Source organism: Corynebacterium halotolerans, from assembly GCF_050107895.1.
GTDB classification, from domain to species: Bacteria; Actinomycetota; Actinomycetes; order Mycobacteriales; family Mycobacteriaceae; genus Corynebacterium; species Corynebacterium halotolerans_B.
This window is the reverse complement of sequence record NZ_JBNILW010000003.1, coordinates 269,888-282,783: the sequence shown is the minus strand read 5'-3', so window position 1 is coordinate 282,783 and position 12,896 is coordinate 269,888. Positions and strand designations below refer to the sequence as shown.

The following is a 12,896-nucleotide window of genomic DNA, read 5'->3' as shown; positions in this document are numbered from 1 at the left end:
GTTTATTGCGGCAGGGTCACGCCCGGTCCCGTTCCGAACCCGGAAGCTAAGCCTGTTTGCGCTGATGGTACTGCACCTGGGAGGGTGTGGGAGAGTAGGTTGCCGCCAACCTTTTAACTTCATGTGTGAAGAGTCGGTTATTCCGGCGTCCTGTTGTGGGGCGTAGGGATGACCGGCTCTTTTCGTGTTTCTGGACCATTTAACTGGCTGCGGACCACCGCCTCCGCCCTTTAAGCTGGATCCATGGATTTTCGTGCCGTAACCGTCGGTGTCCCCGTGCGTGACCTGCATTCTGCGACGATTTGGTACCAGAAGGTTCTGGGTGTGGGCGATCCAGAGCATCATCCGGCGGAAGGTGTCGTCGAGTTCAGTCTCGGTGTGTGCTGGTTGCAGCTGGAGGAGTCCGAGGAGCGGGCCGGTTGCCACGGCATTACCGTCAATCTGGAGATCGCCGACCTCCGCGGGGAACATGGGCGCCTCGAATCAGCCGGCATCCGGTTGACAGACATTGAATCGGTGCCGGGAGTCGTCGAGTACTTCGAGGCGATCGACGCCGATGACAACCGGATCGGTTTTGTCCGGGTGGTTGACCCTGATTAGCGTCCGGCGGCGAAACCCCGGAGACGTTCAACCGCCTCCTCCATAATTTCAGGGCGCTTACAGAAGGCGAAACGGACCTTCGTCCGCCAGGGCTCGGTGTCATCGCAGAAGGCCTGGACCGGGATGGCCGCCACCCCGATGTGTTCGGGAAGATCCAGGCAGAACTTCGCCGCATCGGCATGACCCAAGGAGGAGATGTCAGCCACCACGTAGTAGCTACCGGGGCTGTGGTGCACCTGGAAGCCTGCTGCGCGCAGAGCTTCCGTCAGTCGGTCGCGATTGCTCTGCAGTCCGGCCACCATGTCTGCGACCCACGGCTCCTCATTGTCGAGTGCATGGGCGACGGCGGGTTGAAAAGGGGTGGCACCGACATAGGTCAGGAATTGCTTGGCACCCACCACGGCGTCGAGCAGCTCCGGGGAAGCCAACGCCCACCCGGTTTTCCAACCGGTGGCATTGAAGGTCTTGGCGGCGGAGGAGACCGTGACGGTCCGCTCCCGCATGCCCGGCAGACTGGCCAGGGGAGTGTGGGACAGGCCGTCGAACACGAGGTACTCGTAGACCTCGTCGGAGAGGACGGGGAGGTCGAACTCGACGACCACGTCCGCCAGACTCTGCAGTTGCTCGGGGGTGAAGACCGAACCGGTCGGGTTGTGCGGGTTGTTCAGGATGATGAGCGCCGTCCGGTCCGTCACTGCCGCGCGGATAGCGGCGCCGTCCAGGGCCCACGTCGCGCCGTCGGCACGCAGTGGGACGGAGACCCGCGTAGCGCCGGCCAGGGCGATGGCGGCGGCGTAGGCGTCATAATAGGGTTCCGTCACGATGACCTCGGAGCCGGGCTCAACGAGGCCGAGGACGGTGGCGGTGATCGCCTCGGTGGCACCGACGGTCACCAACACCTCGGTGGTGGGGTCATAATGCAGGCCGTAGCGTCGTTCCTGCTGGCGGGCCACAGCCGCGCGGAGCTCGGGGAGACCGCGCCCGGGACCGTACTGGTTGTTACCGGCCGCGATTTCTTCGCGGGCGATCTCGAGCATGCGGGCGGGGCCGTCCGTGTCCGGAAAGCCCTGGCCCAGATTGATGGCACCGTGTTCGACGGCTCTCGCCGTCATCGTGGCGAACACAGTCTCGCCGAAGGGGCGGAGGCGGCTGACGATTCGGTTCATGCCGCCCAAGTGTATTAGAGGATCAGGAGGTTGTTCCTGGTCTGCTTGACCTCTTCATAGCGCTTTCGGCCCTTTTCCAGTTTGACCCACTGATCCTGGGGGATGGACTTGCGGGCCTCCTCCACGACGTGGAAGTCCTGGGTACCCCAGGCGATCGGCATGGGGCTGATCTCGTCCCAGTGGTCCTGGTCGCGCATGGTGCGCTGGCCGTGGACGGCCGCGACGGGAAGCTGGGTGCCCAATTTGCGGTCATGGCCGCCCAGGCGGTTGATGGTGCGCAGTGCCAGGCCCCAGCGCGGGGGACGTTGCGGGTCAACGTTGGTGTTGACCAGCGCCATGATCACCACATCGCGGGCGTTGACCTCGGCCACCATAGCCGGCGCCAGGGGATAGGTGTCATAGAGCTCCTGGGCACCGCCCATCTTCTTCGGCACCGCCAGGGAGATCGCCACGAAGATCACGGCCATCACGGCGAAGACAATGGCGGTGATCCAGCCCCAGGCGGCACCGTCGGCCAGGAACCAGGCGACCAGACCCACGATGAGCAGGATGATCGCGAAGACCACGCCGGAGAGCACCAGGCGGCGGCTGTCGCGGAGCATCTCGTTGTTCTGCTTGGCGTACTGCTCGTCCACCTCGAACTTGAATACCTTCACTTAGAGTTCTTCCTTCTTGGTTTCAGTTGGGTCAGAAGCCGCGGCGAGATCCGCGGCGTCGAGAATGCGGTAGGCGTAGCCCTGCTCGGCCAGGAAACGCTGGCGGTGGGCAGCGTACTCGGCATCCAGGCTGTCGCGGCTGACCACGGAGTAGAAGTAGGCGTCCCCGCCGTCGGCCTTCGGGCGCAGCAGTCTCCCCAGGCGCTGGGCCTCCTCCTGCCGGGAGCCGAAGGTGCCGGAGACCTGGATGGCCACAGCGGCCTCGGGCAGATCGATGGAGAAGTTCGCCACCTTGGACACCACCAGCACCGGGATCTCCCCGGAGCGGAAGCCGTCGAAGAGTTCCTCGCGCTTCTTGTTCGAGGTCTTGCCCTCGATGATCGGCGCGGTGAAGCGCCGCGAGAGTTCCTCCAGCTGTTCCAGGTAGGCGCCGATGATCAAGGTGGGTTGCCCGGCATGCTTGGCCAGGATCTTCTCCACCACCTGCAGCTTCGAACCTGCACAGGCGGCCAGCCGGTAGCGGTCCGCGGTCTCTGCCGTGGCGTAGAGCATCCGCTCGGTCTCGGACATGGTGGTGCGCACCTCGACGCATTCCGCCGTGGCGATGTAGCCGGCGGCCTCGATCTCCTTCCAGGGGGCGTCATAGCGCTTCGGCCCGATCAGGGAGAAGACGTCGCCCTCCCGGCCGTCCTCACGCACCAGGGTGGCCGTGAGCCCCAGGCGACGCCGGGACTGCAGATCGGAGGTCATCCGGAAGACCGGGGCGGGCAGCAGGTGGACCTCGTCATAGATGATGAGGCCCCAGTCACGGGAGTCGAAGAGCTCCAGAGCCCGGTACTCGCCCTTGGTTTTGCGGGTGACCACCTGGTAGGTGGCGATGGTCACGGGCCGGATCTCCTTGCGTTCCCCGGAGTACTCACCGATCTCGTCCTCGGTCAGCGTGGTGCGTTTGAGCAGCTCGTTGCGCCACTGCCGGCCGGCCACCGTGTTGGTCACCAGGATCAGGGTGGTGGCCTGCGCCCGGGCCATCGACGCCGCCCCCACCATCGTCTTGCCGGCCCCGCACGGCAGGACGACCACGCCGGAGCCGCCCTCCCAGAAGGAGTCGGCGGCATAGCGCTGGTAGTCACGCAGCTCCCAGTCCTCGTTCTCGGTGGACAGGTCAATCGGGTGCGCCTCGCCGTCGACGTAGCCGGCCAGATCCTCGGCCGGCCAACCGACCTTGAGCAGTTCCTGCTTCAGGCGCCCGCGCTCCGAGGGGTGCACCGCGATGTTTTCCTCGTCGATCGGGGTGCCCAGCATCGGCTTGATCTTCTTGTGGCGCTTGAGCTCCGCTAGGATCGCCGGCTCGGCGGACTCCAGCAGTAGCCCGTGGGCGGGGTGCTTGTGCAGGCGGACGCGGCCATAGCGCGACATGGTCTCCGCGACGTCGATGAGCAGTGCCTGGGGCACGGGGAAACGTGAGTACTTCTCCAGCACGTCGACGAGCTGCTCCGCATCGTGCCCGGCGGCGCGGGCGTTCCACAGCGCCAGCGGGGTGATGCGGTAGGTGTGGATGTGCTCCGGGGCCCGCTCCAGCTCGGCGAAGGGGGCGAGGCCGGCGCGTGCCTCGCCGGCTAGTTCGTGGTCGATCTCCAGCAGCACGGTCTTGTCTGACTGCACGATCAGGGGGCCGTCACCGAAACCCAAATTTCCTCCTCATAGGGATTGGGTGCAAATACCTCCCATTATGTCACCAGCCACCAAACCGGTGCCTAATCCACGATGACCTCGGTGATCCGGTGAAGGGTGAAGCGGTGCGCCGACCCGGTCGCGGGGTCCACGGCATCGACCTGCCCGCCACCGACCTTGAGCGGGCGCACCACGCGGTGCACGGCCCGGCCCTGCTTGTCGACGAAACCGAGGGTCACCGTCCGGCCCGCCCGGGCGGCCGCCTGCAGCACGCTCAACGGATCCTCGGTGGTGCGGGTGCCGTGCCGGGCGCGGGTTTCGACGCCCTCCGCCCGCCGGATCGCGGCCACGGCGGCCCGGATGCGGGACTCATCCAACTCGGCGGCACCACGGTGGGGCTCCTCCCGCACCGTGACGCGGGCCGGTGTCGGACGGATGTCCAGGCTGGCTCCTCCGGCGTCTTCCGCCACCGGTTGGAAACCCGCGTCGCGCAGAGCGTCGATCACCGCGGCCAGGGGAGTCTGCGCGATGGCCACCGTGGGGGCGATCAACCGCAGTCCCACCTCGCGGGCCGCGTTCGTGCGGACGGCCTCCAGCAGCAGGGATTCATCGTCACAGCGCAGGTAGCTCAGCGTCGGCCCACCCCGCAGGGAGCCGTGGCGCCGCGCGACGTCATCGATCAGATAGGTGATCGACTGCGGTACCTCGCCGAGGGAGTGCTGCGCCAGGAAGTCCTTGAGGTCGGCACCGGTGCGCCCGGTGTCCAGCGCCCGCCGCACGGACGCGTCCGTCACCCGGTAGACGCTGGCCAGGCCGGCCGACTCCAGCTCCGCCAGGAGCTCGATCTCCTGCTGGAGGGTGCGGGGCAGGGGGCCGGGTGCCAGGATGGTCATGTCCGCCTGCGGGATGACCTGTTCCACGGTGCCCGGGGTGATCTGCTCGGTGGCCGCTGCCAGATCCGCCCCGCCCAGCAGGGTGTGGAGGACCGTGGTGGCGGTGTCGCCTGCGACCGCCCCCACCCAGCGGGCTTCGGCCAGGAGTCGGGCCACGGTGTCCTCACTGATCCGCAGGGCCGCTACCGGGGCGGAGAAACGCAGGTCAGCCAGCAGCTCGGGGAGGGGGACCGGGGTGCCGGCGGCGGGGCGGGCCACCTGCCGCAGCACCAGGTGACGCGCCTCGACGAGCGTGTCCCGCCGAACCCCGGTCGACAACAGCCGACGGGGCCCGTGGTGCTCGTCGCCCATCCCGACCAGCCAGGTCTGCCAGGGTGAGGACCACCAGCCGCGGAGCACCACCGACCAGCGTTGGCCGAGGTCGGCGGCCAGCCAGGGATCGGCGGCCGGGGTCGGGGCGAGATAGTCACCGCCCTCATCGTCGGCCGGGAGGGGAACAGGCTCCCCGCGGCCCAGGAGACCGGCGGCCTCGCCCACGGAAATCAGCCGGATGATCTCATCCTCACTCAGTTGCAGTTGGCGGGCGAGTTTGGCGGTGGCCCGCACGCCGACGTCACCTTCCTTGAGCAGCACCAGCGGTTCGGCGCCGAGCAACTCGATCAGCTGCCGCAGGTGCCGGGTGACCTCTAGCCCGGCAGCTGCGCCGGACTGGTCCGCCCTGGTGGCTGCCCGCGGGTCCGGCGTGGACGGGGCAAAGCGTGCCGACGGCGTCAGCGGCACCGCCGGTTCCGGCTCACCACGCAGCAGACGCCGCACGTTCAGGGGGAGCGAGACCGTCTGGGCGTCGGTACGCGTCAGCAGTCCCGTGGCGATCAACTGCGGCACGGGACGGGTGGGATCGGCGTCGGGGGCGGCGTCCTTCGTCAGCCCACGGCCACCGGACCGGGCCAGGGTGTCCAGAATCTTGCGTTGATCCTCCGGCACGGTGGCGAGCAGTTCCCGGGCGGTGGTACCGCTCAACGCCGTGCCTCCCGGGTCGGGAAGGAGCTGCCAGTCCTGCGGCAGACTGCCCATCGCCTCCCGGACCAACTGAATGTCGCGGCCGTAGAAGAGGGCGCGGGCACGCAGGTCAGCCACCGCTGTGGCGATCAGTTCCGGGGACGGCTGGTCCTCCGCACGCGTGCGAACCTCCGCAATGACCGCCGACTCCGCCACCGGCTGCAGTTCCGCCCCGAGGTCGGCGGCGGCCTCCACCACGGCCAGGTGGAGCGCATCCAGGGTCCGGACGACACGGGAGACGGAGGCCCGCAACTGCAGCCGCGCGGCGAGCGGCCCGATCCCGGGTGGGACCGGCAGCACGGTGTCCGGGCGCAGGCGCAGGGTGGCCGCCAGCTGCTCGTCGCTCAAGGTGCCCAGCCACTCGCGGAAGGTGGGGGCGATGGGGGCCTGCGGTGGGGTGTCAGTCATGTCAGATGCCAGGGAGCTTTCTTCGCGGGAGGGTGCGGGGGTGACAGATTCAGGGACGGTTAAGTTACTTTTTTGCCGAGTATTTGACAGAATAGGAGTTATGGCAAACGTTGAGAAGAAGGGCTACGTCGATCCGGGCTGGCCGAAGCACGTCCCGGGTGACGGCCACGCAGTCACTGAAATTAGCTCCAAGCTGGCAGGCGCCTCAAGCCCCTACGGCGATGACACCGTGTTCCCGGTTCCCTATGAAGAACTCGGATATGTCCACCCCTACACCCGGATCAACCGCTAGGTCTCCAGGTATTCCTCAGTATCCCCGTGGCACCGGAGCAACTCCGGCCCCACGGGGATTTTCCAGCGCAAAACCCGCCTGAGCCGGAAGGCTGAGGCGGGTGGTTCGCATGCGGCGCATCGGCCGCGTCCCCTTATGCCAGGGTGGAGTCGATGATCTCGCGGTTGGCGGTGTAGAAGGCGTTGAAGTCGTCGCGGTTGGCGTGGTAGTAGGCCTCGACCTGGGACGGGACCTGGACGCCGTACTCGGCCAGGGAGTCGACCAGGAGGTTGTAGACCGCGTCCACGGCCACGGAGTCGTCGGAGGAACCGGACTCGGTGGAGGCTGCCACGGCCTGCTGGACCGGGGCCGGGGCCTCGGCGGCGACGTCGCGGGGGGTGGACGCGGAGGTCAGGCCGAGCGAGGCGGAGCAGGCGGGCCAGGCGCCCCAGCCCTGGTTGGCGAGGGTGCGCTCGGCGACAGCGATCTGCTGCTCACGGCTGGCCTGGTCGGCGGTGGCGGCGTACTCGGTGCCGCCGTATGCTGCCCAGGTGCCCTGGTTGAACTGCAGGCCGCCGTGGTAGCCGTTGCCGGTGTTGATCTGCCAGTTACCGCCGGACTCGCACTGCGCCAGACGGTCCCAGTCGGAATCCGGGGCGGCGGAGGCGGTCGGGGCCAGGATGGTGGCGGCAGCGCCGAAAGCGACGGTGCCGGCGGCGATCTTGGTGAAGGTGGCGGACTTACGGGAGTGACGGGCCATGGTGGGAGTTCCTCTCATTGTGTCGCCTGCGAGGTGAGCTGTCGGGTTCGGGCGGAGGATTGGGCTGCCCGGCCGCGCAAGCGCGGCTTCACCCCGAGGGGCTCCTGCGAGGGGCCCCGGTGCGGTGTTGACCGCGGTGGGTTCCCCGCCCCTGTCTGTGTTCAGATGTTCAGTTCAGTGGGACCTGGTGTCCCGGTAAAGTAGAGCGTGCACATCTCAAGGGGAGTTCTTCTGACGTCCAGACAGGGTTCGGCGGAAACGTCAGATCGTTGATCTCCCTGGTGCCTGCGGAACACACTAACGCTTTATAACGTTTGCGTCACGTTAACGGCGCATTTTAACGAATATTCGTGGCATCTTGGGATAAGAATGCAGGTCAACGGGTTGTGGAAGGCGGTGTGAATTACGTCTCAGCTACCTTTCGGTAACGATTTCGACAGCCGGAGTCCCTCTCCGGGCCCGTGTATAATTTGATCTTCATGTTCAGATACGGTCGGCGCCCCAGTCCCAACGGCTGCGCCGGCCGCCGCGGGCGGAACCCCGTGGCACAAGCAGGAAAGTGGTGAGCGCACATGCCTATCGGCAAGGTGAAGTGGTATGACGCCGACCGTGGCTTCGGCTTCGTCTCCAATCCCGGGGACGAGGATGTCTACGTCGGCAAGCAGGTGCTGCCGGAAGGAGTGGAGGAACTCACTCCCGGGCAGCGCATCGAATTCGACTTCGCGGCCGGTCGCCGCGGTCCGCAGGCACTGCGGATCAAGATCCTGGACACGCCGCGGGCGCGGCGCCCGCAGCACAAGTACAAGCCGGAGCAGCTGCACAGCATGATCTCCGACATGGTCACGCTCCTGGAGGCCAGGGTGCAGCCCGACCTCCGGGCGGGACGCTTCCCGGACCGCAAGAACGGCCGGCAGGTCGCCGAGATCCTGCGGGCGGTCGCCCGGGAACTGGACGCCTGAGCCGGTACCTACCGGTTGGTGGCTTCCTCACCCCGGGCATTGATCGACCACACCACACTGACCGGGATCTCCTCGCCGTTGTCATCGGTGGAGATCATGGCGTTGGAGACCTCGACGACCACCAGCTGCGGCCGCTCCGCAGACTCCTCGTTGACCGGATCGACGGAACCGGGGATCTCCACGGTGTCGGTGTCATGACCGCCGTGGAGCTGCTGGTCATTGGCGGCCGGATCATCATAGATCGTCAGCACCGACCAGTCCCGCTCGTGGATGGCCTCGGGGACCTCCAGGGTCAGCGTTTCATCCGGGCCAACCTCGAGGGCGGGCACCTCGCCCTCGGGGCATTCCTCACCTGGGGCGCAGACCATGTAGGGCAGGATCTCCATCTCGCGGTCCCCCACCTTCGCCGTGATGGCCACCTCCGCCGGATCCGGACCCGGTCGGCTGTTCCACCAGTTCTGGAAGAGGATGGAGGCCACCGCCACGATCACCACCGCGATGATCAGGGCGAGCACCAGCAGCAGCGACTTCTTCTTGGCTTTCTTAGGACTGACCATGGTGCCCCATCCTAATTCGCGGGTACCAGGGAAACCTCGTAGAGGTCGGGCCAGCGTTTCCCGCTGAGCAGGAAACTCTCCCCACCATCGACGGCGGCGATGCCGTTGAGCACGTTGTCGGGGTGATCGGCGGCGTTGTTCGGGAGGTTCGAGGCGTCGATGACGGCGGTGACCTCGCCGCTCGCGGCGTCGATACGCATGATGTCCGTGGACAGGAACACATTGGCGTAAACCTCGTCGCCGACGCACTCCAGTTCGTTCAGCCCGTCCACCGGCTCCCCGTTCAGCGTGACGGTGACGGTGTCGTGGGCGGTGAAGGTGTCCGGATCCAACCGTTCCAGTTCCGCGGTCCCGTCGGAGAGCAGCAGCTCATCCTGGCGGGAACAGATCCCCCAGCCCTGGCCCTCAAGGGGGAAGCGGGCGGTTTCGGCCAGCGTCTCCGTGTCCCGTTTCACCGCCACGCCGTCCTGCCACGTCAGCTGCCAGAGATCGGCACCGTGGACCGTGATGCCCTCCCCGAAGAACTCCGTGTCCAGGTCCTCGGTCTGCAGCTGCTCGCCGTCGAGGGTCGAGCGGTACACCCGCGACTCACCGACCATGCCGGTGCCCACGAGCAGATTGCCGCTTCCGTCCATCTCAAGTCCCTGGGTGAAGCTGGTGGGGTCGAAGGGGTGGGTGGCGATGATCTCCGGTTGCAGCTGTTCCACCCTGGTCTCGGCCGACCCGGAACTGGTGCAGGCCCCGAGGCCGGGCAGTACCGAGAGGGCGGACAGGGACGCGCAGAATTTCAACGGAGACAGGGCCATGTGCACCATCATGCCCCAGCCCATGGATAATGGGGGAGTGTCCCGTCAACGTCAACGAAAGCCCCGAAGGAATAACAACTCCAATCCGCTCCTGGACGCCCGTGCCGTCCACGTGGCGCGCAGCGCGCTGGAAGAACTCGGCGACGGTGAGGTGGGCGAGCACGTGGGCGTGGTCCTGACCGGCCAGAACGTGGCCACCCACCGCTTCGCGGCCGATGTCCCGGGATACCACGGCTGGGAATGGAACGCCGTGGTGGCCTGTGCCGTCGGTTCGAGCCACGTCACCGTCAATGAGGTGGCGCTGATGCCCGCGCACGAGGCGCTGCAGGCCCCGGACTGGGTGCCCTACGAAGACCGGATCCGGCCGGGGGACCTGGGCCCCGGAGACCTCATGCCCCCGCGCCCGGATGATGAACGTCTGGAACCGGACGGCCAGCGCCACCGCCTCTCGCGCCGGGGACTGCAGGATGCCCTGCACCGCTGGCGTACCGGGGAGTTCGGGCCTAATTCCGAGTTCGCCGAGAAGGCCCAGCTCAATTGTCGTACCTGTGCGTTCTTCCTTCCCGCCGGCGAAGAGATCGGGGAGAATTTCGGGGTGTGCGCCAATGAATTCTCCGCCGACGGCCACCTCGTGCACGCCACCTACGGTTGCGGTGCCCATTCGGAGACCCCCGGGGGAACGGTTGATCCGCAGCCCGCCGCGGAGGCCTTCGACGATGAGTTCCCGATCGAGATCTAGACGGCGTCGGCGGTTTCCCAGCGCCAGGTCTCGACCGTGCGGTGGTCGGGGGCGGCCCGGTGGCTGAGAGGTCGGGTGCCCATGATGGAGCCGTATTCCAGCCAACCGGTGACGAGCTGTATCCCGGCCACCGGGTCCAGCACCCAGACCTCGCAGCGACGCAGGGGCGACATGGGGAAGCCGCCCGGCTCCGCCACTACCTCCAGGCCCAGCTCCGCCAGGTGGGCGACGACCCCGTCCAGCATCACCGAGGGAGTCGCCCGCGGATGCGTGGAAACGTGCACGCTGGCCTCGGTGAGCAGCAGCAGTGGGGCGGCGATCGCGGAGATCACCGCCCCCTCCTTGTCCAGCAGCACGGATTCCCCGGCCCCTTCGCCGCGGACCCAGGCGAGCTGTCGCGACTGCCAGCCCCGGTCCGGGCCCGGTCGGGTCGGGTGCGTGCGCTGATCGACGGTGCCGGCGGCGTCCAGGATCACCTGATCGGTGGCCGCCGGTGGGAGGGGACGGGTCTCCACCGTGAAGGTGCCGGGCGTGGAGCGCAGAATGACGCGATGGGCGGCCGGCCCTGCGGCGCGTAGTCTGGCCAGCAGCGCCGCCTCGCGTTCGGGCCCGAAACCCTCGTTGGTCCGGAGTGTGTCCAGCAGCGCAGACAGATGAGCCACCCGCTGTCCGCGGAGGGCAAACTCGACGGTGACCATGACTTACCTCCCCAGGTTTTCCGCTTTCTTAAGCTAGCACCAGAGTCCCGCGAGCGGGCTCTTAGGTCGCTGCTTTTGTGAAACGGTTGCCCGGGTGAGAATCTTTATGGGTACCACACAACTAAATTCTCGATGAGGGGGATCCCCGGATGACCCATGGCGTAGAGCAATCTGACAGCGCCCCGGCGGCCCAGGACAACAGATCCGGGGGCGCTCTTGACCGCTACTTCCACATAACCGCACGCGGTTCGACCGTCGGCTCGGAGATCCGCGCCGGTGTGGTCACCTTTTTCGCGATGGCCTATATCGTGATCCTGAACCCCCTGATCCTGGGCACCACCGAGGACAGCGCGGGCAACACGCTCGGTATCGCCCAGGTGGCCGCCGCCACGGCGCTCGCCGCCGGCGTCATGACCATCGCCTTCGGCCTGATTGCCCGGTACCCCTTCGGCATCGCCGCGGGGCTGGGCCTGAACACGCTGGTCGCGGTGACCCTGGTGGCCAACCAGGGGCTGACCTGGCCCGAAGCCATGGGTCTGGTGGTCCTGGACGGTGTGGTCATCGTCATCCTCGCGGTCTCCGGTTTCCGCACCGCGGTCTTCCGGGCGATCCCGATGTCGATGAAGGCGGCCATGAGCGTCGGTATCGGCATGTTCATCGCCACCATCGGACTGGTCGACGCCGGCTTTGTCACCCGGGTGCCGGACGCGGCGAACACGACGGTGCCGGTGCAGCTGGCCGACGCCGGTTCCATCAACTCCTGGCCGACCCTGATCTTCATCATCGGTCTCCTCGTCTGCGGCACCCTCGTGGTCCGGAAGGTCCGCGGGGGACTGTTCATCGGCATCGTCGCCACCACCGTGCTGGCCATGATCGTCGAGTCGGTCGTGGGGGCAGGCTCCTCCGCGGAGAGCCCCGGCGGCTGGTCACTGGCCGTGCCGGCGGTCCCGAGTTCCATCGGGGGACTGCCGGATCTGTCGATCGTCGGTGACGTCAACATCTTCGGTGCCTTCACCCGCATTGGCGTGGTCGCCGCGACCATGCTGGTGTTCACCCTCGTCCTGGCCAATTTCTTCGACGCCATGGGCACCATGACCGCACTGGGCAAGCAGGGCAACCTCACCGACGAGAAAGACGAGTTGCCGGACATGAAGAAGGCCCTGGTGGTCGAGGGCGCCGGCGCGATCGTCGGTGGTGCGGCATCGGCGTCGTCGAACACCGTCTTCGCGGACTCCGCGGCCGGCGTGGGTGATGGCGCCCGCACCGGTCTGGCCAACGTGGTCACCGGCGTGCTCTTCCTGCTGGCGATGTTCCTCACCCCGCTCTACGAGGTCGTCCCGATCGAGGCCGCCGCGCCGGTGCTCGTCATCGTCGGTGCCATGATGATGGGGCAGGTCCGCGAGATCGACTTCGCCCGCATGGACATCGCGCTGCCTGCCTTCCTGACCATCGTGACCATGCCGCTGACCTACTCGATCGCCAATGGCATCGGCGTGGGCTTCATCGCGTTCACCCTGATGGCCGTCGCCGCGGGACGGATCAGGCAGATCCACTGGATCATGTGGCTGATCTCCGCACTGTTCATCGTGTACTTCGGCATGGAACCGATCATGAACGCCATCGGCTAGGGTTTCGCACTGTCGAAGCACCCGC

General features: G+C 67.0%; 13 protein-coding genes, 1 rRNA gene and 1 riboswitch. Of the genes, 6 read left to right on the top strand and 8 right to left on the bottom strand.

Annotation, left to right across the window (positions count from 1 at the left end):
- Together rrf and ACQCVD_RS05260 are read left to right on the top strand one after the other, a co-directional pair.
- Positions 1-111: ribosomal RNA gene (gene rrf / locus ACQCVD_RS05265) — 5S ribosomal RNA — on the top strand; the annotation flags it as partial.
- Between the two features lie 132 nt (positions 112-243).
- Positions 244-600 (top strand): VOC family protein, encoded by a 357-nt coding sequence (locus tag ACQCVD_RS05260; protein WP_426822663.1) that lies wholly within the window; start codon positions 244-246, stop codon positions 598-600.
- On the opposite strand, the gene ACQCVD_RS05255 is transcribed toward ACQCVD_RS05260, so the two are convergent.
- The 4 genes from ACQCVD_RS05255 to ACQCVD_RS05240 all read right to left on the bottom strand — a co-directional run bounded on the left by ACQCVD_RS05255 (position 597) and on the right by ACQCVD_RS05240 (position 6,453).
- Positions 597-1,766, bottom strand: coding sequence for a pyridoxal phosphate-dependent aminotransferase (locus ACQCVD_RS05255; RefSeq protein ID WP_426822662.1), 1,170 nt, complete (start codon positions 1,764-1,766; stop codon positions 597-599). The genes ACQCVD_RS05260 and ACQCVD_RS05255 overlap by 4 nt on opposite strands.
- A gap of 14 nt (positions 1,767-1,780) precedes the next feature.
- Positions 1,781-2,422 (bottom strand): DUF3239 domain-containing protein, encoded by a 642-nt coding sequence (locus ACQCVD_RS05250; RefSeq protein ID WP_426822661.1) that lies wholly within the window; start codon positions 2,420-2,422, stop codon positions 1,781-1,783.
- On the bottom strand, positions 2,423-4,111 hold the full coding sequence (locus ACQCVD_RS05245; RefSeq protein WP_426822660.1) for a DNA repair helicase XPB: 1,689 nt from the start codon (positions 4,109-4,111) through the stop codon (positions 2,423-2,425).
- Between the two features lie 65 nt (positions 4,112-4,176).
- Positions 4,177-6,453 carry a helicase-associated domain-containing protein gene (locus ACQCVD_RS05240; protein ID WP_426822659.1) on the bottom strand — a complete coding sequence of 759 codons (2,277 nt, stop codon included), beginning with the start codon at positions 6,451-6,453 and terminating at the stop codon, positions 4,177-4,179.
- A 100-nt stretch (positions 6,454-6,553) separates the two neighbouring features.
- Here ACQCVD_RS05240 and ACQCVD_RS05235 point away from each other — a divergent pair, with 100 nt between their 5' ends.
- Entirely contained in the window at positions 6,554-6,745 is a 192-nt protein-coding gene (locus tag ACQCVD_RS05235; RefSeq protein WP_426822658.1) for a hypothetical protein, read from the top strand.
- A 133-nt stretch (positions 6,746-6,878) separates the two neighbouring features.
- Here ACQCVD_RS05235 and ACQCVD_RS05230 read toward each other — a convergent pair whose 3' ends face one another.
- Positions 6,879-7,484 carry a resuscitation-promoting factor Rpf1 domain-containing protein gene (locus tag ACQCVD_RS05230; RefSeq protein WP_426822657.1) on the bottom strand — a complete coding sequence of 202 codons (606 nt, stop codon included), beginning with the start codon at positions 7,482-7,484 and terminating at the stop codon, positions 6,879-6,881.
- A 6-nt stretch (positions 7,485-7,490) separates the two neighbouring features.
- Positions 7,491-7,661, bottom strand: a riboswitch (cyclic di-AMP (ydaO/yuaA leader).
- Positions 7,662-8,056: 395 nt separating this feature from the next.
- Here ACQCVD_RS05230 and ACQCVD_RS05225 point away from each other — a divergent pair.
- A complete protein-coding gene (locus tag ACQCVD_RS05225) occupies positions 8,057-8,443 on the top strand; it encodes a cold-shock protein (RefSeq protein ID WP_426822656.1) in 387 nt (128 codons plus the stop codon).
- Between the two features lie 8 nt (positions 8,444-8,451).
- On the opposite strand, the gene ACQCVD_RS05220 is transcribed toward ACQCVD_RS05225, so the two are convergent.
- Together ACQCVD_RS05220 and ACQCVD_RS05215 are read right to left on the bottom strand one after the other, a co-directional pair.
- Positions 8,452-9,000 carry a DUF2771 domain-containing protein gene (locus ACQCVD_RS05220; protein ID WP_426822655.1) on the bottom strand — a complete coding sequence of 183 codons (549 nt, stop codon included), beginning with the start codon at positions 8,998-9,000 and terminating at the stop codon, positions 8,452-8,454.
- Positions 9,001-9,011: 11 nt separating this feature from the next.
- Positions 9,012-9,830 (bottom strand): glutaminyl-peptide cyclotransferase, encoded by an 819-nt coding sequence (locus ACQCVD_RS05215; RefSeq protein ID WP_426822654.1) that lies wholly within the window; start codon positions 9,828-9,830, stop codon positions 9,012-9,014.
- Here ACQCVD_RS05215 and ACQCVD_RS05210 point away from each other — a divergent pair.
- Positions 9,829-10,545: a DUF3027 domain-containing protein gene (locus ACQCVD_RS05210; RefSeq protein WP_426822672.1), complete on the top strand. Its 717-nt coding sequence runs from the start codon at positions 9,829-9,831 to the stop codon at positions 10,543-10,545. The two genes, ACQCVD_RS05215 and ACQCVD_RS05210, sit on opposite strands and share 2 nt — an antisense overlap.
- On the opposite strand, the gene ACQCVD_RS05205 is transcribed toward ACQCVD_RS05210, so the two are convergent.
- Positions 10,542-11,243 (bottom strand): hypothetical protein, encoded by a 702-nt coding sequence (locus ACQCVD_RS05205; protein WP_426822652.1) that lies wholly within the window; start codon positions 11,241-11,243, stop codon positions 10,542-10,544. The genes ACQCVD_RS05210 and ACQCVD_RS05205 overlap by 4 nt on opposite strands.
- A gap of 149 nt (positions 11,244-11,392) precedes the next feature.
- Here ACQCVD_RS05205 and ACQCVD_RS05200 point away from each other — a divergent pair, with 149 nt between their 5' ends.
- Positions 11,393-12,871: an NCS2 family permease gene (locus tag ACQCVD_RS05200; protein WP_426822651.1), complete on the top strand. Its 1,479-nt coding sequence runs from the start codon at positions 11,393-11,395 to the stop codon at positions 12,869-12,871.
- Positions 12,872-12,896: the final 25 nt, after the last annotated feature.

What these genes read in the sequence shown, in the direction of transcription:
- ACQCVD_RS05210 (WP_426822672.1), top strand. Translation starts at nt 9,829, where the DNA reads ATGGATAATGGGGGAGTGTCCCGTCAACGTCAACGAAAGCCCCGAAGG.
- ACQCVD_RS05215 (WP_426822654.1), bottom strand. Translation starts at nt 9,830, where the DNA reads ATGGGCTGGGGCATGATGGTGCACATGGCCCTGTCTCCGTTGAAATTC.
- ACQCVD_RS05220 (WP_426822655.1), bottom strand. Translation starts at nt 9,000, where the DNA reads ATGGTCAGTCCTAAGAAAGCCAAGAAGAAGTCGCTGCTGCTGGTGCTC.
- ACQCVD_RS05255 (WP_426822662.1), bottom strand. Translation starts at nt 1,766, where the DNA reads ATGAACCGAATCGTCAGCCGCCTCCGCCCCTTCGGCGAGACTGTGTTC.
- ACQCVD_RS05205 (WP_426822652.1), bottom strand. Translation starts at nt 11,243, where the DNA reads ATGGTCACCGTCGAGTTTGCCCTCCGCGGACAGCGGGTGGCTCATCTG.
- ACQCVD_RS05230 (WP_426822657.1), bottom strand. Translation starts at nt 7,484, where the DNA reads ATGGCCCGTCACTCCCGTAAGTCCGCCACCTTCACCAAGATCGCCGCC.
- ACQCVD_RS05235 (WP_426822658.1), top strand. Translation starts at nt 6,554, where the DNA reads ATGGCAAACGTTGAGAAGAAGGGCTACGTCGATCCGGGCTGGCCGAAG.
- ACQCVD_RS05240 (WP_426822659.1), bottom strand. Translation starts at nt 6,453, where the DNA reads ATGACTGACACCCCACCGCAGGCCCCCATCGCCCCCACCTTCCGCGAG.
- ACQCVD_RS05225 (WP_426822656.1), top strand. Translation starts at nt 8,057, where the DNA reads ATGCCTATCGGCAAGGTGAAGTGGTATGACGCCGACCGTGGCTTCGGC.
- ACQCVD_RS05200 (WP_426822651.1), top strand. Translation starts at nt 11,393, where the DNA reads ATGACCCATGGCGTAGAGCAATCTGACAGCGCCCCGGCGGCCCAGGAC.
- ACQCVD_RS05260 (WP_426822663.1), top strand. Translation starts at nt 244, where the DNA reads ATGGATTTTCGTGCCGTAACCGTCGGTGTCCCCGTGCGTGACCTGCAT.